General features: G+C 52.6%; 24 protein-coding genes and 1 other RNA gene. 15 read left to right on the top strand and 10 right to left on the bottom strand.

All coding sequences use genetic code 11. The features are described from left to right. Position 1 precedes the first annotated feature (1 nt). From AEST_RS10105 to AEST_RS10075, 7 genes are all read left to right on the top strand, one after another. A complete protein-coding gene (locus tag AEST_RS10105) occupies positions 2–3,412 on the top strand; it encodes a pilus assembly protein (protein ID WP_008608876.1) in 3,411 nt (1,136 codons plus the stop codon). Next, entirely contained in the window at positions 3,409–3,819 is a 411-nt protein-coding gene (locus tag AEST_RS17515; protein ID WP_008608875.1) for a type IV pilin protein, read from the top strand. Before AEST_RS10105 ends, AEST_RS17515 begins: the two co-directional genes overlap by 4 nt. A 78-nt stretch (positions 3,820–3,897) precedes the next feature. Next, positions 3,898–4,371 (top strand): type IV pilus modification PilV family protein, encoded by a 474-nt coding sequence (locus AEST_RS10095; RefSeq protein WP_008608874.1) that lies wholly within the window; start codon positions 3,898–3,900, stop codon positions 4,369–4,371. Positions 4,372–4,374: 3 nt separating this feature from the next. After that, a complete protein-coding gene (locus tag AEST_RS10090; RefSeq protein ID WP_008608873.1) occupies positions 4,375–5,337 on the top strand; it encodes a PilW family protein in 963 nt (320 codons plus the stop codon). A gap of 43 nt (positions 5,338–5,380) precedes the next feature. Then, positions 5,381–5,758 (top strand): hypothetical protein, encoded by a 378-nt coding sequence (locus tag AEST_RS10085; protein ID WP_238534593.1) that lies wholly within the window; start codon positions 5,381–5,383, stop codon positions 5,756–5,758. Further along, positions 5,755–6,822 carry a hypothetical protein gene (locus AEST_RS10080; RefSeq protein WP_008608870.1) on the top strand — a complete coding sequence of 356 codons (1,068 nt, stop codon included), beginning with the start codon at positions 5,755–5,757 and terminating at the stop codon, positions 6,820–6,822. Before AEST_RS10085 ends, AEST_RS10080 begins: the two co-directional genes overlap by 4 nt. After that, on the top strand, positions 6,822–7,223 hold the full coding sequence (locus tag AEST_RS10075) for a type IV pilin protein (protein WP_008608869.1): 402 nt from the start codon (positions 6,822–6,824) through the stop codon (positions 7,221–7,223). The genes AEST_RS10080 and AEST_RS10075 overlap by 1 nt, the downstream gene beginning before the upstream one ends. A gap of 109 nt (positions 7,224–7,332) precedes the next feature. On the opposite strand, the gene AEST_RS10070 is transcribed toward AEST_RS10075, so the two are convergent. Together AEST_RS10070 and nadE are read right to left on the bottom strand one after the other, a co-directional pair. Continuing rightward, positions 7,333–7,827, bottom strand: a complete 495-nt coding sequence (locus tag AEST_RS10070; RefSeq protein ID WP_008608864.1) for a GspH/FimT family protein — start codon at positions 7,825–7,827, stop codon at positions 7,333–7,335. Positions 7,828–7,966: 139 nt separating this feature from the next. After that, entirely contained in the window at positions 7,967–8,800 is an 834-nt protein-coding gene (gene nadE, locus AEST_RS10065; RefSeq protein ID WP_008608862.1) for an ammonia-dependent NAD(+) synthetase, read from the bottom strand. Positions 8,801–8,938: 138 nt separating this feature from the next. Between nadE and glnB the strand changes: the two genes are divergently transcribed. Next, the gene (gene glnB / locus AEST_RS10060; protein WP_008949963.1) at positions 8,939–9,277 is read left to right on the top strand and encodes a nitrogen regulatory protein P-II; all 339 of its coding nucleotides are present in this window, start codon (positions 8,939–8,941) and stop codon (positions 9,275–9,277) included. Positions 9,278–9,305: 28 nt separating this feature from the next. Here glnB and AEST_RS10055 read toward each other — a convergent pair whose 3' ends face one another. The 3 genes from AEST_RS10055 to AEST_RS10045 are packed head-to-tail and all read right to left on the bottom strand — an operon-like array spanning position 9,306 to position 13,683. Next, positions 9,306–10,844: an FAD-binding domain-containing protein gene (locus AEST_RS10055; RefSeq protein WP_238534591.1), complete on the bottom strand. Its 1,539-nt coding sequence runs from the start codon at positions 10,842–10,844 to the stop codon at positions 9,306–9,308. Next, complete coding sequence (locus AEST_RS10050) at positions 10,817–12,157, bottom strand: DASH family cryptochrome (protein ID WP_008608853.1); 1,341 nt, start codon at positions 12,155–12,157, stop codon at positions 10,817–10,819. Before AEST_RS10050 ends, AEST_RS10055 begins: the two co-directional genes overlap by 28 nt. Beyond that, the gene (locus tag AEST_RS10045) at positions 12,154–13,683 is read right to left on the bottom strand and encodes a cryptochrome/photolyase family protein (RefSeq protein WP_008608851.1); all 1,530 of its coding nucleotides are present in this window, start codon (positions 13,681–13,683) and stop codon (positions 12,154–12,156) included. Before AEST_RS10045 ends, AEST_RS10050 begins: the two co-directional genes overlap by 4 nt. A 124-nt stretch (positions 13,684–13,807) precedes the next feature. Here AEST_RS10045 and AEST_RS10040 point away from each other — a divergent pair, with 124 nt between their 5' ends. Then, entirely contained in the window at positions 13,808–14,434 is a 627-nt protein-coding gene (locus AEST_RS10040) for a ZrgA family zinc uptake protein (RefSeq protein ID WP_008608849.1), read from the top strand. Between the two features lie 104 nt (positions 14,435–14,538). Here AEST_RS10040 and AEST_RS10035 read toward each other — a convergent pair whose 3' ends face one another. Continuing rightward, on the bottom strand, positions 14,539–15,084 hold the full coding sequence (locus AEST_RS10035) for a DUF3299 domain-containing protein (RefSeq protein ID WP_008608847.1): 546 nt from the start codon (positions 15,082–15,084) through the stop codon (positions 14,539–14,541). A gap of 98 nt (positions 15,085–15,182) precedes the next feature. Between AEST_RS10035 and AEST_RS10030 the strand changes: the two genes are divergently transcribed. The 3 genes from AEST_RS10030 to AEST_RS10020 are packed head-to-tail and all read left to right on the top strand — an operon-like array spanning position 15,183 to position 17,635. Further along, the gene (locus AEST_RS10030; RefSeq protein ID WP_008608846.1) at positions 15,183–15,875 is read left to right on the top strand and encodes an ABC transporter ATP-binding protein; all 693 of its coding nucleotides are present in this window, start codon (positions 15,183–15,185) and stop codon (positions 15,873–15,875) included. Then, the gene (locus AEST_RS10025) at positions 15,869–17,125 is read left to right on the top strand and encodes an ABC transporter permease (RefSeq protein WP_008608845.1); all 1,257 of its coding nucleotides are present in this window, start codon (positions 15,869–15,871) and stop codon (positions 17,123–17,125) included. The genes AEST_RS10030 and AEST_RS10025 overlap by 7 nt, the downstream gene beginning before the upstream one ends. 9 nt (positions 17,126–17,134) lie before the next feature. Next, the gene (locus AEST_RS10020) at positions 17,135–17,635 is read left to right on the top strand and encodes a DUF1543 domain-containing protein (RefSeq protein WP_039925375.1); all 501 of its coding nucleotides are present in this window, start codon (positions 17,135–17,137) and stop codon (positions 17,633–17,635) included. On the opposite strand, the gene AEST_RS10015 is transcribed toward AEST_RS10020, so the two are convergent. Together AEST_RS10015 and AEST_RS10010 are read right to left on the bottom strand one after the other, a co-directional pair. Beyond that, positions 17,550–18,605, bottom strand: a complete 1,056-nt coding sequence (locus tag AEST_RS10015; RefSeq protein WP_008608844.1) for a metal-dependent hydrolase — start codon at positions 18,603–18,605, stop codon at positions 17,550–17,552. The two genes, AEST_RS10020 and AEST_RS10015, sit on opposite strands and share 86 nt — an antisense overlap. 23 nt (positions 18,606–18,628) lie before the next feature. Next, positions 18,629–19,435, bottom strand: coding sequence for a PEP-CTERM/exosortase system-associated acyltransferase (locus AEST_RS10010; protein WP_008608843.1), 807 nt, complete (start codon positions 19,433–19,435; stop codon positions 18,629–18,631). 94 nt (positions 19,436–19,529) lie between these two features. On the opposite strand from AEST_RS10010, the gene AEST_RS10005 reads away from it, so the two are divergent. Then, entirely contained in the window at positions 19,530–19,748 is a 219-nt protein-coding gene (locus AEST_RS10005) for a hypothetical protein (RefSeq protein WP_008608842.1), read from the top strand. Between the two features lie 116 nt (positions 19,749–19,864). Here AEST_RS10005 and ssrA read toward each other — a convergent pair. After that, positions 19,865–20,224, bottom strand: a transfer-messenger RNA (tmRNA) gene (gene ssrA / locus AEST_RS17035). 143 nt (positions 20,225–20,367) lie between these two features. After that, the gene (gene smpB, locus AEST_RS10000) at positions 20,368–20,850 is read right to left on the bottom strand and encodes an SsrA-binding protein SmpB (protein WP_008608841.1); all 483 of its coding nucleotides are present in this window, start codon (positions 20,848–20,850) and stop codon (positions 20,368–20,370) included. A gap of 106 nt (positions 20,851–20,956) precedes the next feature. Here smpB and AEST_RS09995 point away from each other — a divergent pair, with 106 nt between their 5' ends. Beyond that, positions 20,957–21,391 carry a type II toxin-antitoxin system RatA family toxin gene (locus tag AEST_RS09995; protein ID WP_008608839.1) on the top strand — a complete coding sequence of 145 codons (435 nt, stop codon included), beginning with the start codon at positions 20,957–20,959 and terminating at the stop codon, positions 21,389–21,391. Further along, positions 21,381–21,731 (top strand): RnfH family protein, encoded by a 351-nt coding sequence (locus AEST_RS09990; RefSeq protein WP_008608838.1) that lies wholly within the window; start codon positions 21,381–21,383, stop codon positions 21,729–21,731. Before AEST_RS09995 ends, AEST_RS09990 begins: the two co-directional genes overlap by 11 nt. Positions 21,732–21,816: the final 85 nt, after the last annotated feature.

Below are 21,816 nucleotides of genomic sequence, written 5' to 3'. Positions count from 1 at the left end.
TATGAAACCTTTTAACGCAATACCTATGCTGAGTAAACCGGCGTTTTTGTTCGGATTGCTCTTTGGCGCCGCCAGTGCCCACAGTGCAATACAGATCTCGAATGTACCACTGCAAACTGGTAGTGCCGTGCCGCCTAACATTATGTTTATTATTGATGACTCGGGTTCAATGCATTGGGAAATCACGCCGGATGATTATCTGGGCTCTGCCTACTATGTTTTTCCCCGGGTATCGGGAAACTATGGCCTCGGAGACTATAACAATAACGTGGTCTCATTTCGCGATGAGAACGCGGCGAACAATACCGAAAGAAATTATGTCGCAGCGATGCGCTCCTTTGAGGTAAACAAGTCCTATTATAATCCGTCAGTGACCTATCGCCCCTGGATAAGAGCTGATGGCAGCAGTTTTCCTGATGCGACGCCTGCTGCGGCGCGTCATAATCCAATCCGTAATACCGGCACCCGTAATTTAACTACCAACAACACCGAATCCGCGACCTGGGTGAGATGTACGGCTTCAGCAACAGGCTCCAGCTCTTGCAGCACCGTCAGCGAGAGCCGTACATTTTTTCCAGCGGTATATTATCAGTACAATGGCGGTGACAGATTTAATCGTAACAACTACACCAAGGTCGAAATTCGCGCCACTGTCACCTCTTACAGCGGCGGTGGTCGTGTTAACCGCACCGATTGTACAGCCGGTGTTTGTACCTATGCGCAGGAAATCCAGAACTTTGCTAATTGGTACACCTATTACCGCTCCAGAATGTTAGCCTCGCAAGCGGGTATCGGCCGGGCCTTTGTTAACCAGTCTGAGCGGATGCGTGTTGGTTTTGGCTCCATTAATGCCGCGTCCACTAATGTCGACGGCGTCAGTACCAGAACGATTATTCGTGGTGTACGACCTTTTTCTGGCTCTGATAAAGACGACTTTTACCGCCGTTTATATGAAAGTAACTGGCCGACTTCTGGCACACCACTGCGTCGGGCATTGGATGATGCAGGCCGTTACTATTCACGCTCAGATAGTAAAGGGCCCTGGGGGTTAAATCCGGGCTCAGGTACAGAGCCGACTTTAGATCATATTACTTGCCGGCAAAGCTTTACCATCCTGATGACCGATGGTTACTGGAATGATGCTGAAGCAACCACCACCGCCGCCAGAGCCAATGTCGATGGTAATACCGGCCCTTTAATCACAGGTCCTGATGGGCTGCAATATCAGTATCAACCGAGATCGCCATTTTCCGATGGCCATAGTAATACGCTGGCTGATGTCGCCATGTACTATTGGAACCGCGATTTACGCCCAGATCTGGAAAACCGGGTGCCAACCAGTACCATTAATCCGGCATTCTGGCAACATATGGTGACTTTTGGCGTCGGTTTAGGTGTAACCGGCTCAGTTAATCCGACAACAGCTTTTAATGCGATTAGTAGTGGCGCCAGTGTTACCTGGAACAACCCAACTACTAATGCGGCTAAGTTGGATGACCTGCTACATGCGGCAGTCAATGGCCGTGGTGGTTTCTTTACCGCAGATAACCCGGATGATTTTGCCCGCAGATTGGAGGCGACGCTAAGGGCAATTCAGGACCGGGTGGCGTCTGCCTCGAACCTGGCCGGTACAACCACCTCAACCCAAGCGGATAATTTTGTATTTCAGGGCAGTTTTAATTCGGGTGAATGGAGTGGGGCCCTAAAGTCCTTCAACATCGATGATCCTGCCGTTCCGGTCTGGGAAGCCAATTTCCCGGCGTGGGGCAGCAGAAATATTATTTTTGGTAAACGTAATAATGCCGGTGCAGCGGTGTTCACTAAAGCTAATGTTAATGCTGATGGCAATGCACTAAGTGGCAACGATGACCTGATTGACTACCTGCGTGGTGATCAGAGCAAAGAAGTGGGAGACAATGCCCAGTTTAGAAAACGGGTTAGTGTATTAGGGGATATTGCCAATTCGTCACCGCTATATGTAGCTAATCCGGTGAACCGTAATTTCCAACGTTATAACTGGGCTGGTGCCAGTAGTTATCGGGACTTTCTTGCCGCACAACAGAGCAGGTCTGCGGTGGTTTATGTGGGGGCTAACGATGGTATGTTGCATGCTTTTAATGCCACCTCAGGTACTGAAATTATGGCCTATGTACCTGCCTCTGTGCTTACGCCTGCGGCTAATCTGGCAGATTATGCCAGTGTAGAGTATGAACATCGCTACTTCGTTGATGGCTCTCCGGTTGCTTTTGACGTTTACCTTGGCGGTAGCTGGAAAACGGTTTTGATAGGTTCTTTAGGCCGTGGTGGTACAGGTCTGTTTGCAATAGATGTTACTTCACCTGTTGCATTAACAACCAATGCCGCTGAAAAGGTGCTTTGGGATAAGAGCTTTCCCGAGTTAGGTATCACAACCAGTAAACCCGTGGTCGCACGTTTAAATAACGATAAATGGGCCGTAGTGGTTGGGTATGGTTATAACAATAGCGCCAACAAGGCCGGTTTATTGGTTATTGATTTGGAAACCGGTGAGGTGTTACGTAAGCTGGATGCTGGCACTGCCTTAAATAATGGTACTGGTCAGGTTGAAGGTTGGGATGCTAACGGTGATGGTATTACGGATTGGTTTTTTGTGGGCGATCTGCAGGGCAATATCTGGAAGTTTGACTTATCTTCCAGTAGCGCAGCAAGCTGGGCAGTGGCTTACGGTGGTGATCCACTATTTGTTGCGAAGGATAAGAACGGGGTGCGCCAACCTGTTACCGGCGGCCTGACTCTGAGTTCGGATCCGAAGACCGGTTATCTTTGGGTTAACTTCGGCACCGGGCGGATGTTGTCAGAAGAGGACCCGCTGACCAGTAGCCTGAATACCTGGTACGGGATCCGGGACGGTGCCAAAATTACCAGCCGTAGTGAACTACAGGAGCGGAAAATCCTGGGTGAGCAAAGCAATGCTCGTGTCATTGAACTGGGCGCACCTAATGATATGACGACGAAGCGGGGCTGGTTTATTGATTTGGGTGATCAGCGGGAGCGGATCGTAAACCGGCCACAATTGGTTGGTAATGCGATGGTGGTAAACAGCATTATTCCCGGTGATAACCTGTGTAATCCGCAAGGTAGCGGCTGGGTAATGTCGGTTGACCCTTACAGTGGTAGTCGTTTACGTTACAATTTCTTTGATCGTAACAATGATGGTACCTTTGACGGCAACGACTCGATCAGTATTCCCGGTGTTAACAACGGTGAACTTACCGTTGTCAGTGCGATCCGCTTTGATGGTATGCCGAGTGAGCCGGTGTTTTTTGACAACAAAATGATTGTTGGCTTGGCAGACACCCGTATTGCTGATGTCAATGTTGATCTGGAATTTTTACGCGGCAGGGTATCCTGGCGGGAGTTAAGTAATCCATGATGATAAATAAAATTAAAGGTATCACGCTAATCGAGTTAATGGTGGCGGTGGCAATAGTAGGTATTCTGGCCTCTATTGCCTACCCATCTTACCGCGATTATGTATTGCGCAGTAATCGTAGTGCGGCTACCGCTTGCGTGATGGAGCTGTCGCACTTTATGGAGCGCGGCTATTCGGCGAATTTTAGCTACCTTGGGTTAAATTTGCCGGCTAGTCAGTGTATTAACGATCTTAACCAGCGCTATACCTTTGCGCTGGACAATCAGGCCGCCAGAACCTATCGGATTACCGCAACCCCATCCGCAGCCCAGGCTGGGGATGGTTGCGGTGTGCTGACCTATGATCAGACGGGGCGCAAAGGTGCTAACGGTGGTTTTGACCTGGCAACAGTACAAAGGTGTTGGTAAAAAAATTCACAAATTTTGTTGAAATTTTAACAAGGTGATCTAAGTTTATTTACCTAAGGGTTGCTAAACGAGGTCGCCATGTTACGCCAACAGGGAGTGACTTTAGTCGAGGTACTGGTCACTTTACTGATCTTAAAAGTCGGCTTACTGACAGTGCTTGCTGCTCAGCTGCAAGCACTGCGCTTGACTACCGATGCCTTGCAAACCACCACAGCTGTGGCGCTGGCGCGTGATATCCTGCCACAACTTTCCAGTTTTCATACTACTACAGATACCGCTCTCGATGTATTGCCGGAAGCGGGTATGCCGCCTTGCGCATCGGGTTGCGTGGACGGAGATTACCGCCAGCATTTGCTGGCGCGCTGGCAGCAGCAATGGTTAACCGATAGTGGCTATGGGCTCTTGCTGGCGCCCGAGTTTTGCCTACAGCAGCAAGCCGGACACATCAGATTGCAAGCCAGCTGGCAACAGCGCTCGGCGCTGAGCCTGGCCAGCCAGCACTGCGGCGGCGGGCCAGGTCGGGCCGGTCTACAGGTTCCTGCCATGGAGTAGCGTATGACAGGCAAGCAAGGAGGCTTTTCATTAATCGAATTAATGATCGCCAGTACACTGGCGCTGTTACTACTGGCGTTGATGTTAACTGCTTTTAGCAGTCTTAGTGCTGCTTCTACCCAGAGCCGGCAGCTGGCGTTTTTGCAGCAAAATGGCCAGTTAGTAATGAATTTGTTGTATAACGAGTTTGAAAATAGCGGTTTCTGGGCCGGTCAATCGCTAGCACAAGTCAGGCAAAGTAGCAGCCAGGCTGCGCCACCGGCCGCCGATTGCCGGCTGCCCGGTATGACGCATGGCAGTTTCCCGCTTACCAATGAACCCTTTCTGACGCTTTATGCCGCGGCGGCCGGTAGCAGCGGGCAATTATCCTGTTTGTCTAACCTGGCAAATGGCACTGAGTTTATCCAACTCAAACGCACTTTGGGTTTAGCTGTAACGCCTGATGAAATGCGTGCCAACCGTTATTACTTCTGGCCGCAGTGGCAGCAAGCGCAGTTCGTCGATCGTGACAGTGCTATTCCGGCTCAGACACTGCTTTTTCCCTACCAACATTTAGTGCTGTATATCCAATGGCAGCAACACAGCACTGGCAGTATACCGGTCCTGATGCGCAAGCGTCTGGTTCGCACTGCAGGCGGACAAGCCAGTATCAGTACCGACTCGGTAGTCGATGGGGTGGAGCGGCTGCACTTTGAGTTTCTGCTCGATCTGGATCAGGACGGGCTACCTGATGCCATAGTACCCACCGCCGATATGACCAGCGGCTACTGGTTACAACAGGATGCGCGGATCCTGGGTGTCCGCTTCTTTGTGTTACTGCGGGCGTTGGAGCCGGATATGCGGTATCAGAATCAGCGTTTATATCAGTTGGGATCGCAGCAGTTTGCTGCGCCCGGCGATCACTACCGGCGCCTGCTGTTAAGTGGGGCGGTGAATTTTAGTTTTGCCAGTACGGCAGAAGAGTGAGGACGACAATTCAGAGCATCGTTACTGAAACTACGGAGGAGCTATGAGAGAGCAAGGAATGGTTTTACTCAGTGCACTGTTGTTTTTAGTGGTTATGTTATTAATGGTCAGTAGTAATTTATATATTAGCCAGCTTAGCGTGAAATCGGCTCAGGCAGCGCAGCAGCAACTGCAACTGGACGTACAGGCATTGCAGGCGCATCTGTTACAGTTATCCGGTTTGGATCCGGAACTGCTACCTGATCCGGTATCAGCTCTGCCCTCTTGCCCGGGAACCTATGCCGCCTGGTCAGATGCCAGCATGCAATGTGAGTTGGTGTTATTTGAAACAGCAGAGCAACATCATCAATACCCGCTTTATACCCGCTACGGCAGCATGCTGCTACGTAAAAGGTTGCAGATCCCGGAGTTTGCACCATGAGCCCCCGCATTCTGCTACTTTGGCTGCTGCTGCATAGTCTGGCTTTGCCTGCGGCTTGCCCGGAGTTTCTGCCGACTGAGCCGGCACGGCTAACGCTTAAACATCAGCAACAGACGGTACAGGCGGAACTGGCCTGGGCCGCAGCGTCGTCGGAGCCTGCCGAGCTGCAGGTGCTCGGCGCAGCAGATCAGCAACTACTTGCCAGCATCGCGCTGAATCATCCGGCTTTTTCCGGTAGCTTTATGGCGCAGCCGCTGGCAGAAGATGCGGATCTGGATGGGCTGGCGGATCATCTGTGGCTGGTGAATCAACAAGGCTTAATTTGGCGGGTGGCTTTTTCCGGCAACCAACTGGGTACGCCTGTGCTATTGGCGGACTTGTCCGGGCTTGGGCTGCAGTTTCGTTATAGCGTCAGCTTGCTCAGAACGCGATTACCAGGTCGCCTGGCGCCGGCAGTCTGGAAAAATCTGGAGCAGCATCTGCTGTTATTGCTTGGCCGCGACCCACTGTCGGATCAGGATGTGTTGCTGCTGTTGCGTTATAGCGTTAATCCGGCGCTGCAAACCTTTATCCAGGGCGCTCAGCTCACAGATCGCACTGAATTATCCGATGCAGAGCAGCAACTTACGCTCAGTGCTGCTGATTGGCGTAATTTGTTGGCAACGGCGGGTTGGCAAATGCGCTTAAACGGTCGCTTAACGGCACTGCCGCGAGTGGTTGCCGGTGTGATCTATGCGCCTTTAATGCGCCCAACCGCAGACAGTTGCCAGCCTGAACTGGCCGAGCATCAGCTGTTGGCAGTGCAATTACATACCGCAGGGCAGGTCTATCAAAGCCGGCAGCTGAGCATCCCCTATCTGGCAAACGGGCGTTTGCAATTGCAACAGCAGGTGGATCTGAGCGTCAGCCTGATCTGGGCTAATACCGAGCAGCAACTGACTATTCTGCCGGTACTGCGTCGGATCAGTGGTGATTGTCACTATTGCAGTGAGCCGCTGCAGCTGGATGCCCGAGCTTTTATCCGACGTCTGGCCACCTTTAAAGACGAGCAGGGGGCCTTTTAATGAAAGCGCGTGGCTTTACGCTGCTGGAGATGCTGATCACATTGCTGTTGCTGGGGATCCTGGCGAGTATCAGTTACCCGTCTTATCAGCAATATATCCTGCGCTCCTACCGTGCCCAGGCGGTTACTACCTTATTAGAACTGGCTGCGCGGCAAGAGCAATATCTGCTGGCAGAGGGTCGTTACGCCACCAGTGCGGTTGAGCTGGGGTTAAGCTCAGCACTAACTCTTAACGGCCGTTATCAGTTACAGCTGTCGGCAAGCATAGCACCGCACAGCTATTTACTGCTGTTAACGGCGCAGGGACCTCAACAACAGGACCAACTCTGCCGACAGTTTAGTCTGAATCATCTTGGGCAGCGCAATCCCGGTTTGGCTGAACCGTTAAGCTGTTGGGAGTAAAGGCAATGGCCGGGTGGCGTCAGCAAGTCCGCTTATGCTGCAGTTAAAAGAGCAGCAATGCCAATATGACGCAGAACCTTGGCGATGAGTAAGCTAAAGCGAAATCCATTCAGGGGCAGGCGGTATTGATATAATGCAGCCGGCTGCGTCCGGCCTGATTTAATACCAGCCGGTAATGCCAGTTAAAGCGGCTGGGCGGACAGTAATAAAAGGTACCGTTTTCCAACGCATTTAAACTGCCGTCACGGCGAAACTCCAGATGCTGGCGGTTATAATTCAGACGATGCCCGCCTGGCAGCGCCGGTAGTTCCCGTAATAGCAATGGTGGTGTCGGCTCTGGCAACTGTAACGTCAACCTAATGGGATCGTGCTGCCAGTCGCCCAGACATTGATTGCCGCTGACGGGGCACAAGCGTACCGGTTGCAGATGGCTACTGGCTTGCAGCCTGGCAAAATGTAAATGGCGGCTGAATTGCTGCACATAACTTTTGGCGCGCTGCTGGTGGATAAGTTCATCCATCGCCGGCGCACCGATGGATAGCAAGATAGCTAATACCGCTAACGCAATCAGTAGTTCAAGTAAGGTTAACCCAAGTTGGCGCATATCCAGACTCCTTTGCTACTGCTATGAAGTCTAGCGCGAAGATATGTATTGTGAAATAAATGTTATTTATATTGTTCTTGGTTGTTATGCTAAAACGCCCTAAAGCGGTAATTCAGCCCGCTTTAGGGGATGTGCGCTGTTACAAAGGGTCGTATACCGTTGGGATCGGTTGGCGCTTATGTTGGGTTTTCTGATAGATCTGCACTAAACGCGCGCTGACTGCCGCATCCACTGCCTTGCCTTCCAAAAAGTCATCAATTTGCTGGTAAGTAAGTCCCAGCGCCGCTTCATCGGCCTTTTGCGGCGCCATACATTCCAGATCGGCTGTCGGTGTTTTTTCTACCAGTAGTTCCGGCGCGCCCAGATGCCGTGCCAAGGCCCGGACCTGGCGTTTACTTAAGCCGAACAGCGGTGCCAGATCACAGGCACCGTCACCCCATTTGGTGTAGAAGCCGGTAATATTTTCTGCCGAATGATCGGTACCCAGCACTAAACCGCCTTGCAGCGCCGCAATATGATATTGCGCCAGCATCCGGCAGCGAGCTTTAACATTGCCTTTGGCAAAATCCTGCTGCGCTTCGCCCGGTAACGGCAGGCTCTCAATACCCAGTAAGGTGCTCTGATGCAGCGCATCGGCTGCCGCCTTTATATTGACCGTCACACTAAGACTGGGTTGGATAAAACGCAGCGCCAGCTGCGCTTCTTCTTCATCTTTTTGCACACCGTACGGCAGCCGTACCGCGATAAACTGATAGCCACCACTCTGTTCGCGGTTTAATTCATCCACCGCTAACTGGGCCAGCCGGCCACAAGTAGTGGAGTCAACACCGCCACTGATGCCAAGTACCAGAGTTTTTAAGCCGGCACTTTGCAGCCTCGCTTTAATAAAGTCGACCCGGCGGCGGATCTCAAATTCGACATCGATCTGCGGCAGCACCCGCATTTCCCGGATAATTGCTTGTTCTATGCTCATAGTGGCCTCGCTGTTGGTTATTGATATCTTAACGGATTTATTGCTGAAAGGATCAACAAAATGCGCTCCGACAGCTGAAGCCTGCAGTCTGTTGTATTATACTGCGGCCACTATCTAAGCAGAGCGATGAGTTCTACCATGAAAAAAATTGAAGCCATTATTAAACCCTTTAAGCTCGATGATGTGCGCGAAGCGCTGGCCGATCTGAATATTACCGGCATGACGGTAACTGAAGTTAAAGGCTTTGGCCGGCAGAAAGGCCACACTGAGTTGTACCGCGGCGCCGAATATATGGTGGATTTTTTGCCTAAGGTTAAGCTGGAAATCGTAGTCACTGATGAGCAGGTAGAACGTTGTGTCGAAGCCATTATGACCACAGCGCAAACCGGCCGCATTGGTGATGGTAAGATCTTCGTGTTTGATGTGGAGCGGGTGATCCGTATTCGTACCGGTGAGGAAGACGAAGAGGCCATCTAAGCTGCTCCCGTCAGTTTAAGCCAAGGTGTTAGTCGAATAACCCGAGCTGACTGCTCTGCTTTACTGAGCGCCGCTCTGCTGGCCGATTTCGGCTGGCATGGCGCTGAAATACCTGACGCTTTTCCAGTTCAAACTGCCCGCGTTGCTGCGCCAGCCACTGACTGAGTTTCGCTCTGGCGGCGCTTACGGCCTGGCTGGCCGCGACCACCGGCGCCGGATAATCACGGCCTATCATACAACCGTATTGCTGTTGCAGCGAGCTGCTCATCAGCCAGGGCTGATGCAGCCAGCTGTCCGGCACCCGGCGTAATTCCGGCAGCCATTGCCGGATAAAATCACCCTTGGGATCTTTTTGCATACTTTGTTTTACCGGGTTGTACATGCGGTTGGGGTTGATCCCGGTCGTGCCGGCTTGCATCTGAATTTGCGGATAGTGGATGCCCGGCTCGTAGTCGACAAAGCATTGTGCCAGATGTAATGCCAGCGGCCGCCAGTGCAGCCATAAATGATAACTGGCAAAGGCCACCAGCATGGCGCGGCCGCGAAAGTGCAACCAACCGGTATTTAGCAGCGAGCGCATGGCCGCGTCAATCAGCGGATAGCCGGTCTGACCGCTGGCCCAGGCCTGGAACAGCGCCGCATCAAAGGCGTCCTCGCGTAAGCCATCAAAGCCGCGATGCATATTACGCATTTCCACTTCCGGCTCATCTTCCAGCTTCTGTATAAAATGGCAATGCCAGCGCAGCCGGCTGTAAAACGCCTGCAGCCCGCGTTTTTGCTGGGTGGAATCGCTGGCCTTACGTTGTTGCTCGGTAAGCTGCTGCAGTTGACGGATACTAAGCTGGCCATAAGACAGAAAGGGGCTGAGGCGGGAGCAGCTATTTACTGCGCGCGCCGCAAAAGAAATGCCGCCATGATAGTGCTGGCTGCGTTGGTGTAGAAAGCTATGCAACGTCTGTTGCAGCTGCCAGCCATGTTGCCGCTGCTGACACGCTGGCAAGTCGCGGCTGCGTTGCGGCACCGGCAGCGGCGCCTGCCAGTTCGCGGCGCAAATAAAAGGTAGCCTGGCCGGGCAGGGGTACAGCGGTTGGCTCAGCCAATGATCGGCTTGCTCAAACCAGTGATCGCGTGAACTGAGCGTGCGGATCACCGCAAACTGCGGGTATTGCTGCCATGGCAGAGCCAGTTCTGCCAGTAAACGTGCTACTGCCAGATCACGCTGATAGCTCCATAAATTACCGGTTTCCTGATGGCTATAGACAGCGCTGATCGGAAAGCGGGCACAGAGCTCACGTAGCACCCGGGTCGCGGCGCCATAACACACCAGCAGAGGCTGCCCCAGCGCTGTCAGTTGCTGCTGCAGCTGCGTCAGGGCTTCGCTGACAAAGGCCCAGTGCCGTAACGACACATCAGGCTGTTGCCAATAATCTGGCTCGACAATATAGACTGGTAACACGGCGCTGCCATTTTTGGCGGCATAAAACAGCGCCGCGTGGTCCTCGAGGCGCAGGTCGCGTTTAAACCACAGCAGATGCATCGCTAGAGTTCGCTTAACCAGCTGCGCCACTGCGGTAACAGGTGGGCGTGTGCGGCAGGGCGATGCGCTGCCTTACCGACGCCGCTGATGTCCGGCAGCAGCGCCCGTACAAAGGCCGCGTCGGGATCGTACCAGAGCGCCTGCTTAATCGGGTTAAAAGGCCGGGCTTCACTATTGCCATAGCCCGCGATATAGGCCCAGTTACCCCAGTTACTGGCGACATCGTAATCGAGTAGCCGCTGCTCGAAGTAGGCAGCGCCCAGCCGCCAATCCAGCGCCAAGTCATGCACCAGATAGCTGGCCACATTCTGCCGGCCGCGGTTACTCATTAAACCGCTCTGATTTAACAGCCGCATATTGGCATCGATAAAGGGTACGCCGGTGTTGCCGGCACACCAGCTGGCAAAAGCATGCTGCTGCGAGTTGTTCAGGTTGGGTTTGCTGTAATCAGCCTTACCGCTGATGCCGGTTTTACTAAACCAGCGCGCCTGATATTTACGCATTTGCCAGCGGAAAAACTCCCGCCACAATAATTCAAATTTTAGCCAGTAGGTTGATTCGTTAGCTTCGACCTGCTGTTCAAATTGTTCCACCTGCTGCCAGCAGCGGCGCACCGACAAGGTGCCCAAGCTGAGCGGCGTTGAGAAAAAGCTGGCGTAATGCTCACCGATGAGCGCATTGCGGCTGTCTTTGTAATGCAGAATATGCCGGCCCTGCCAGATAAAATGCTTAAGTCGCGCCAGCGCCTTAGTTTCATCCCAGCTTGCCGGAACGCTGTTGCCAAGCCATTGCTGTAGCATCGCCTGCTGCGAGTAAGTGGCGGCAGCAGCCGGGCTTAACCAGTCACCAGCAGGCTGCGTCCTTTTCGGCGGCGTGACCAGCAGGCTTGGCTCCAACTGTTTGCGAAATTGCGTAAAGCGATCAGGCAAGCGGCTAAGCTCTGGTCTTAGTGAAGCGCCGAGTAGGCTGTTATTATCCTGCAGTTCCAGCGCAAGCGCCGGTGCCAGAGCACGCAGCGCCTGGTATTCCTCCGGTGCCGTTGGCTCACTGGCCAGCAGTCTATCGGCCTGCAGCTGTTCTGCTAACTGTAAAAGTTCGCTGCGGGTATCGCCAAAGCGGATAATCAGACCAATATTGTGCTGTGCCAGGGCCTCAGTGAGCGCCTGAAAGGCTTGCAGCTGGGTTTTCAGGCGCCACAGATTGCTGCGATACAGGCCATACTGGCGGCCAAAGCACTGCTGCTGCTCAAGCACCACTACCGCAGCGGCCGGCCCCGCTGGTGCCTTGAGCAGCGGGTTGTCATCCAGCCGTAAGCTGCTATTTAGTAGTACCAGTGTTGTCATAACTGCTCAATCTGTATTAACCACTGCGCAGCCTGGGCGCGGATCGCTTGTTGCTGCTCCGGCGTTTTGTTATGCCAGTTTTTATAAGCCAGCTGCATCCGTGCATTCTGACCTAATTGCGACTCGTTGCGGGCCAGAAAATCCCAGTACAGCGCGTTAAAAGGGCAGGCTTTGGCACCTGTCACCTCTTTCACCTGGTAGTGGCAATGTTTGCAATAGTTGCTCATCCGGTTGATATAGGCGCCGCTGGCGGCATAGGGTTTTGACGCCAGAATGCCGCCATCGGCAAATAGCGCCATTCCCAGCGTATTGGGCAGCTCAACCCACTCGTAGGCATCGACATAAACCGCCAGATACCAGGCCGTGACTTCATCGATGGCTAAGCCCGCCAGTAAGGCAAAGTTACCGGTAACCATTAAGCGTTGAATATGATGCGCATAGCCATGTTGCAGGGTTTGACTGATCGCCTGCTGCATACAGCGCATCTTAGTTCCGGCATGCCAGTAAAACCCTGGCAGAGGTGTATGCGCCTGCAGGAAATTATGGCGGCTGTAGTCTGGCATCATTAACCAATACAGGCCGCGGACATATTCGCGCCAGCCAATGAGCTGCCGGATAAAGCCCTCGGCGGCATTCAGGCTGACGCTTTGTTCGCGCCAGGCGGTTTCGACTTTCTGGCACATCCAGCGTACATCCAGTAAACCTGCATTCAGGTACATCGAACAGATGCTGTGAAACAAGAATGGCTGCTCCAGCAGCATTGCGTCCTGATAATCGCCAAAATTGGCCAGCTGCTGATCAACAAAATGCAAGAACGCCTGCCGGGCGGCTTTACCGGTGACGGCGTAGTGAAATTCACCGACGCTGCCAGGATGGTCGGCGAACTCGGTTTCAACCAGCGCCATCACCTGCCGGGTAATGGCATCGGGGCTAAACTGCAATGGCGGAATTTGCTGCAGATCCGGTGGGCAGGCCTTGCGGTTGTCTTTATCGTAGTTCCATTGGCCACCGACAGGTTGTTGCTTCGCATCCATCAGTAAGCCGGTGTAGCGGCGCATCTGGCGGTAAAAAAACTCCATCCGCAGCTGCTGGCGATCTGTGGCCCATTGTGCAAACATCGCCGTTGAACAGATAAAGCGGTCATCTTCCAGCACGTGCAGCGGCAGATTAAAACGTTCGCGCCAGCTCAGTATCTCCTGTTGCAACCGGTATTCGCCGCACTCGGTGATGACAATGTCACTGAACTCTTGCTGCTGCAGGGCATGGGCAACGGCATCGGTCATACTGTGAATACCCGGCTGAGCGCCATATTCCAGATAACAGAGCGCAAAGCCCTGTTGCCGCAAGGTTGCAGCAAAATGACGCATTGCGCTAAACAGTAAAATGATTTTGTGCTTATGATGTTTCACGTAACGGGCTTCGGTTTGCACCTCTGCCATCAGAATCAGGTCGTCAGGACCCGCCTGACGCAGGCTGGCCAGGGCCGGGCTTAATTGATCGCCCAGAATAATAATCAGTTTGCGCATAGCGGCCACAGTTAATCAGAGTTATGGCGAGTACGGGAGTGAGCCCTTTGGCGATCATTCGTTAGCGTTGCAGTCGCGTAAAAACTGAGTATGATGTGACACAATAACATTTGAGGAGAAGGCTATGTCATCAAAATTGATTGCCCTGCTGCTGCCCGCCATACTGCTGGGCCCGGCTGCGCTGGTTCAGGCGCATCCGGCGCATCAGCACGACAAAGCGCCCAAGGCTGAACAACATAATCACGATCATGATCATAAACACGATCATGACCACAAGCATGAGCACGACCATGATCATGATGAGATGACTCAATTGGGTGCTCATGTGCATGGCGCGGCGACGCTGACGCTGGTACTGGAGGGCAATGAACTGCAACTGGCGTTGCAATCTGCCGCCTACAATATCGTCGGTTTTGAACACGCGCCAAGCAATAACGAGCAACGGCAGGAAATTGCGCTGGCGCTGGATAATCTTGCCCAGGCAACCTGGCTTACCTTAAGCCGCGACGCCCACTGCGAAGTGCAAAGCGCCGATGCTAATACTGATCTGACCGAACCGGGTTACACTGGTCATGGTGATTTTTATGCCAATATCAGTTTGCTGTGTCAAAACCCGGCGCGTTTGCAGCAGTTGGAGCTGGGTTTGTTCAGTCTGACGCCGGCACTGGAAAAGGTGGAGGTGCAGTGGGTGATTAACGGTCGCCAGGGCGCCGCTACAGCAACACTGAATAACAACAGCATTCGTTTCTAACGGCAGTTGTATCGCAAGGCGCTGGAAAGCAGCGCCATAAAAAAGCCGGTATTGCTTAAAACAGCAAACCGGCTTTTTTGTAACTGTTTTTTGTTACGGGGGAGTTACCAGGTATATTCTTCTACCTTATCGGCCTTGATGCTGTAAGCCGCATTGGCTAAGTCATGCGAGACACTGTCAGTGGTAATGGTGCCGCTGATCCAGAATGGCGAATAGATCATATCCGCGCGCAGATTGGACGCGCCGGTAACATAGATAATCTGGTTTGGTGGCGGTGGCGGTACGTGGATACAGGCACCAAAGTAGGGTACCAGGAAGAAACTGGTCACATTTTGTTTGTCATCAAATTCCAGCGGCACAATAAAGCCCGGGATCCGGACCTTAACGTTATTAAATTCCGGTTTTACCTTGGCTGACTGTAAAATTTGCTGCCAGGCCTGGGCAGTAGGGTCATTACCATTGTAGTTATCTTCAAACGGTGAAGGCTGACTATAGTCGTGCGTCACCTCGGGTAAGGACTGGAGTAGCTTCAGGTCCTCTTCCGGCATTAAATCAGTCCATTCAATGGTTTTAACCTCGGCCGCCTGCAGGCTAAAAGCCAACATTGCGGTCAGTACCAAAGAAAACGCAACAGACAACTTGTTGAACATTGGAGTTTCGCCTCTTAATTAACGCATAATACGGCACAGAACACTGCACAGCACATTGCACTATGCTGCGCTATCATAGCATGCAGAAAGGAGACCCTGTGACCACCAAGCCGAAATTTCCTGCGATTGAACTCAAAGATCTTAAATTTTGGTACCAGCCCGGCGGTTGGCAACTGGCCATCCCAAAGTTGTCGCTAAGTAGCGGCCAGCACCTCTTTGTACGCGGAGCCTCGGGCAGCGGTAAAACTACGCTATTGAATTTGTTATGCGGTATTACCGTGCCTAACGCTGGAGAGATCTGGTTAAACGGCATGGCGCTGCATCAGCTCAGTGCCTCGCGTCGCGATAAATTGCGCGCTTATGAGATCGGGGTGGTGTTTCAGCAACTGAACCTGATCCCCTATCTGAGTGTGCTGGATAACGTACTGTTACGTGCTGCCTTTGCCAGGGCGCCGGCCGCAGCAATGCAGCAGCGGGCCCGCGAACTGTTAACAGCACTGGGGCTGGGAGATAATTACTGGCAGCAAAAAGCCAGCCAGTTAAGCGTAGGTCAGCAGCAGCGGGTTGCCATTGCCCGGGCTTTACTGACCCAGCCAACCTTACTGATTGCCGATGAGCCCACCTCAGCCTTGGATGCTGATAACCGCGATGCCTTTATGCAGGTATTGCTCAGTGAGGCGGATAAAAGCGGCACTACTGTGATCTTTGTCAGCCATGACAGTCAGTTGCAGCGTTATTTTCATTATCAACTGGCGATGACAGCCCTGGAGCAAGGAGTAGTGGCATGTTAATTAAACTCGCCCGTCTAAGTTTATGGAACCGCCGGGGCACTGTGTTACTAACCCTGTTGTCGCTTACCATTAGTCTGGTGCTGCTGCTGGGAATTGATCATATCCGTAAAGAAGCCCGCAGTAGCTTTACCAATACGGTGTCTGGTACTGATCTGATCGTCGGTGCCCGCTCTGGTCAGCTGAATTTGTTGCTGTATTCGGTATTCCGGATCGGTAATGCCACCGCAAATGTCAGCTGGGCGACCTATGAGCGGATCAGCCGGCATCCACAAATCGCCTGGACCATCCCGTTATCGCTCGGCGATTCGCACCGTGGCTACCGGGTATTAGGCACGAATCAGGGCTATTTTGAACATTTCCGCTACGCCTCATCGCAGCAGCTGCAGTTTGCTGAGGGCGTGCCCTTTACCGGTGTTTATGATGCGGTATTAGGCGCTGAGGTGGCAAAGCGTCTGGGCTATGTGCTGGGGCAGGAAATCGTACTGGCGCATGGTATCGGCGCCGTCAGTTTTTCCGAGCATAAAGACAAGCCCTTTACTGTCGTCGGCATCCTGGCGCCAACCGGTACTCCTGTTGATCAGACAGTACATGTTAGCCTGGAAGGCATTGAAGCCATCCATATCGACTGGCAGCAGGGCGCGCCTATGCCTGGCCGGCAGGTCAGTGCCGAACAGGCGCTGGAAATGGATTTGACTCCGAAGGCGATTACCGCCTTTATGGTGGGGTTGAACTCACGGATGGCAACTTTTGTGGTACAGCGGCAGATCAATGAGTTTCGCGGTGAACCTCTGACTGCCATCTTACCCGGGGTGGCACTGGCTGAGCTGTGGCAAATGCTGGGCATGGTAGAGAATATGCTGCTGCTGATCACCTTATTGGTGCTGGTGGCGGCTTTAGTTGGCATGATGACCACCTTGCTGGCCTCGATGCGGGAGCGGCAACGGGAAATGGCGATTTTACGTGCGGTGGGGGCCAGCCCCTGGTATCTGTTCTGGCTGATCCAACTCGAAGTACTGTTACTGACCAGTGTGGCGATGCTCAGCAGTGCTGTGTTACTGCTGGCAGCGCTGTGGGGTGTGCAGGACTATCTGGCAGCGAACTATGGCCTCTTTATCAGCCTGAGCCCCTTTAGCTTACAAAGCCTGTACTGGGCTGGCGGCATTCTGGCTGCTGCTGCGCTACTGGCTTGCGTACCGGCCTTGGTGGCTTATCGCCGTGCCCTGACTGATGGTTTAAGTATTCGTTTATAAGGACAGTTAATGCAGCTATTTTTAGTCTATTTAGGTGGTACCGCACCCGGTGCCAATATTGAACTGCACGACGTGCGTTTTGTGGTCGGTGAGACCATTGAGCAGACTTACCCCCAGCTGCGTCAGCAATGGTTTGGCGAGCTTAAAGGCCTGCATTTAGACAGCTATCTGGCGCTACATAATATTGATGGCTATCAGATCCGTCTGTCGACAACGCCGGTTGAGCAGGCGGAAAAGCTGTTTTTTGTTAATTTTGGTGGTTATTACCCGGGCAAGATTGCCGAGCAGCATGATTTTATGCTCTGTGTGGCGAAGAATGCGGCAGAGGCTAAGGCAAGGGCCAAAGCCCAGTTATTGACCGATGCCGATAGCCCGCACAAAGATGATTTGCTGCAGTTAGACGACTGCCTGCCGTTACAGCAGGCTAGTGGCTACTATATTGAGCTGCTGCCGGGCGGTCAGGCTCAGCCACTGCGTCCGGACTGGTCAGGTTACGAGGTAATTGGTTAGCGGCACTGAGCTCACCGGTCAGAGTGCGCCACACCCAGCTTACGGTTTCGGCCAGCTGCAGTTGTCGGGGCAAGCGGCTGGCCGGTTGCCCAGGCTCCTCGGCCAGCACAAAACTAAAGGCATAGTTTTGTTGTTGCCCCATCCGTAAATCTGTGATCACCACTTGCTCGCCCTGTTGCTCCAGGGCGTAAAAACCCTGACTAAAGGTGGCCAGCGTTTGCACGTCCGGATGCTGCTGATAGCGCTGGTATAACTCAGGGTCCAGTACATAACGCTGAAACACGATGTCGCTGTTCTTTTCCAGCAGCGAGTAGAAGCCTTCATAGTAAGCTTCCTCGGTGACCAGCAATACCCGCCACAGCAAGGTGTTAAGTGCGGTCGGTACCACCAGCACCCTGGCGTCATTGCTTACCGGCTGCTTGGCAGCAACTTGTAAGACATGCTGCTGCGCAGCCAGCCCCCAGAGTAAATAACAGCTGGAGAACACCAGGGCTGCAGTATTAGCGGCCAGGGCTCTTTTGCCGCGCCACAGCACCCAGGCCAGGCCGAGCAGTAATGGCAGCGTATAAAGGGGATCGATAATAAAGATGCTGCCCACCGCAAACGGATGATTACTAAAGGGCAGCGCCAGCTGGGTACCATAGATGGTAAGGGTGTCCAGTAGGGGGTGGGTAATTAGCACCAGCCAGATCGCCAGCAACCAATGACGGTACAGCGGCATTTGCTGATGAATTTTACAAATCAGCAGCGCCAGCAGTGGTGATAACAGAGTCAGGTAAAACAGGGCATGGCTAAAGCCACGGTGGTACACCATATTACTCAGCGCATCACCGTAGTCGATCAAGATATCCAGATCCGGCAGTGTGCCGGCCACCGCGCCCCAGAGCGCGGCTTTTTTAACTGAGCTTTTGCGGCCCACCACAGCAACGGCAACTGCCGAGCCAAGAGCAATTTGGGTTAATGAATCCATAGTGCTATGTAATCCGTCGGACGTTAGCGGATGCCAGAGAGGCTAACCTGCGCCAGTTGCGCAGCCAGCACTTGCCGTAACAGCTTATAATCATCACACAAAGTATAGAGGCTTTTGTTCACATCCAGGTAATAGGCAGCGCGCTGACCGTTCAGTTCAATGGGGGCGCTGATTTGCCGGAATTGAAAGCCGACCCGGTTGAGCATTCTGGCCAGAGCGGGCGCAACCACAGCATAGGCATGCGCTATCCCCTCGCTGTAGGCTTGCTCCAGTGCAGCCAGATACAAACCCGCTGCCAGATAACGGTAATGACTGTTGTTCGGGCTAACCTGTAGCGGATTTAACTGGCTAAGTGCCGGATTATGCGGTTGCTGCTGGCGGCGAAATTCACCGGCCAGCGCCAGACGTGATAGTTCACAAATGCTGTCCGGTGCGAAGGCTGCTGGCTGCAATTGTGGTTCGGTAAAACTGCCAGCGAAATAACTAGCTACCGGTAATTGTTCTGCGGCTGAACGGCAATACACCATCCGCATAGTGCCGGCCAGACTGTGGCTTTGCCGGTGTTGTAGCAGATAATGGGCAGAGCGCTGATCGTAGTGATCCTGCTCAATGGCATTGGCATTGGTAGGCTCAAAGCCTAACTCTTCGCAATACACCTGGTGGCGTAAACGATAGCTTTGTTGCTGCTCGTCGCTACTAACGGCGCGCTTGATCTGAAAATCGCGCTGAAACAATAATGCCCAGTGACCACCTTGCTGTGGGAGTGGTTCGCTGGGCACAGCAGTTTGTGGCAGGCTAAGCGCTAAACTCGCCTGAGAATTAGAATGCATGGCGCAACCCTGACAATAGGAAAATGCTGTTTTTGTTGTAATAGCATAAGCCGGCCGGCGCGTCCTGAGTGCGGCATTCTTCCCTGATACAGCTATGCAACTGGCCGCCCATTTTCAGGCGCAGCGCAGCACTGATGCTTACTATGCAGATTTTATTTGCAGAGATCAAACCAGCAAGCGCTTATTTTGCAGCAAATCGCTGCTAAATCACCACAGGACAAGGGAAAAAGGTGTGAAAATATTTATACATAGTATCGAAACAGAGTGTATTTCGCATCGCCAAGGTTATGATAAAGCGGCTTTGGGGGCATGATAGTCGCTAAGAAGTTAAATTGCTGCTGACAAACAAACATTGCTCGATGGTGAGATTATGCTGCGGTTTGTGATTGCGGCAATAAAAAAGCGGCGCTAATGCGCCGCTTCTCTAGTTGGTGGAGCTGGCGGGAGTTGAACCCGCGTCCGAAAAACCTACATCGTCGGTACTACATGCTTAGCCAGTTATTTAGTTAACCCTATGAGCGCCAGCTGGCAGGCTATCGTCGGGCGAGCCTGATTGGTTTTAACGTTTTGTCTCCAGGCGAAGACGCGACGCGATCCTGTTAGGGGTGATCTTCCAGAGTCTCAGCTTACAGGCATGCGTGAGGGGAAGAGCTATCTACTGCTTATTAGGCAGCGATTGCGTAAGTTTCGTCGTTTGCGACTATTTAATTGAGGCTTTTTTACGAGGCCTACCTCACCTCGGCATGCACCTAAGAGTTCGTGAATCCCGTCGAATCCAGAATCAGCCCCGAATTCTGTGGAAGTAACACTCACTTTCAGTGTTTGGCTATTGTACGCAGCCTGATTGCTTTACACAAGCGGGCTTTATGCTTTAGCCGTTTTCCTGTCGCCCTAATTAGATGGGGCCAGGCGGAAAAAGTTTCAAGGGTGTTTTAGTGTTTACTGTGTTTCATCATGCGCTCTTTCTCGCGTGACCAGTCGCGGTCTTTAATATCGTCACGCTTGTCATAGCTTTTCTTGCCCTTGGCTAAATGAAACTCCAGCTTTACCCAGCAGGCTTTCCAGTACATGGCGGTGGCGACCAGGGTATAACCTTCGCGCTCTTTCAGGCCAACAAGTTTACTTAGCTCGCGCTTGTGCAGCAGCAGTTTGCGGCTGCGCTCGGGGTCGCATACCACATGGGTAGAGGCACTGTTTAGCGGCTGAATTTGTGCGCCGAGTAAAAAGGCTTCACCATTATGCAAAATGACATAAGAGTCGGACAGGTTGACCTTGCCCTCGCGAATACTTTTTAATTCCCAGCCTTGCAGGGCCAGGCCGGCTTCGTAGCGGTCTTCTAAAAAGTACTCGTGCCGCGCTTTGCGGTTTTGCGCTATGGTACCGTTTTTGTTTTTGCTTGCTTGTTTTTTGCTCATATTTCGTTACTTGTCGCAGCTCAGTGTTGGATGTCAGCGATGGCTCATGCCTTGTTGCAGCGCGTTATTCTGTTACAATCGGCGGCGAGTTTAAAGGGGAGTGAGTATGCCACAAATTGAGCGCAGTGCCTTGGTTTTTTACAGCGCGCAACAAATGTACGACCTGGTTAATGCGGTGCCGGATTATCCGCAATTTTTACCCGGCTGTACCAAAGCCACGGTGATCCGCCACACTGAACAGGAAATGGTGGCGAAACTGGAAGTTTCCAAGGCAGGCATTGGGCAAAGCTTTACTACCCGTAATATTTTACACCCGGTACAACGCATAGAAATGCAGCTGGTTGATGGGCCTTTTAAGCGCTTGCAGGGCGGCTGGCAGTTTGTGCCGTTAAATGAGCAAGCCTGCAAGGTGATTTTGCAGCTGGAATTTGAATTTTCAAATAAGTTGGTGCAGTTTGCCTTTGGCAAGATATTTCAGGAGTTAACGGCTGCCATGGTCAACGCCTTTACCCAGAGAGCGAAGCAAGTTTATGGTGAATAACAGCGCAGGTGCCGCCATTTCCGATACCATTAGCGTTGAGGTGGCGTATGCCTTGCCGGAGCGGCAGGCTTTGTTAACTATCTCGGTGCCGGCTGATACCTGTGTTGAGCAGATTATCCGTCAATCCGGTATTTTGCAGCAATTTCCGCAGATTAACCTGAGCGAACAAAAAGTGGGGGTCTGGAGCCGGCCGGTGAAGCTAAGTGATAAAGTGAAAGACGGCGACCGGATTGAAATCTACCGACCTTTGATTGCTGATCCGAAAGATTTGCGTCGGCGCCGTGCCGAAAAAGCTAAGGACGAGGGGCGGGCGAATAAAGTTACCGGTGGTCATTTATAAGGTCAAAGCAGTTTGGTATGCCATCCTACCGCAGTTTGGCCGCGACGCTTACAACAATAATCACAACAAAAATCACAAAAAAAAT

The organism is Alishewanella aestuarii B11, assembly GCF_000280055.1.
Classification (GTDB): domain Bacteria; phylum Pseudomonadota; class Gammaproteobacteria; order Enterobacterales; family Alteromonadaceae; genus Alishewanella; species Alishewanella aestuarii.
Note: the sequence above shows the minus strand (reverse complement) of the source record. Positions and strands in the feature narration are given on the sequence as shown.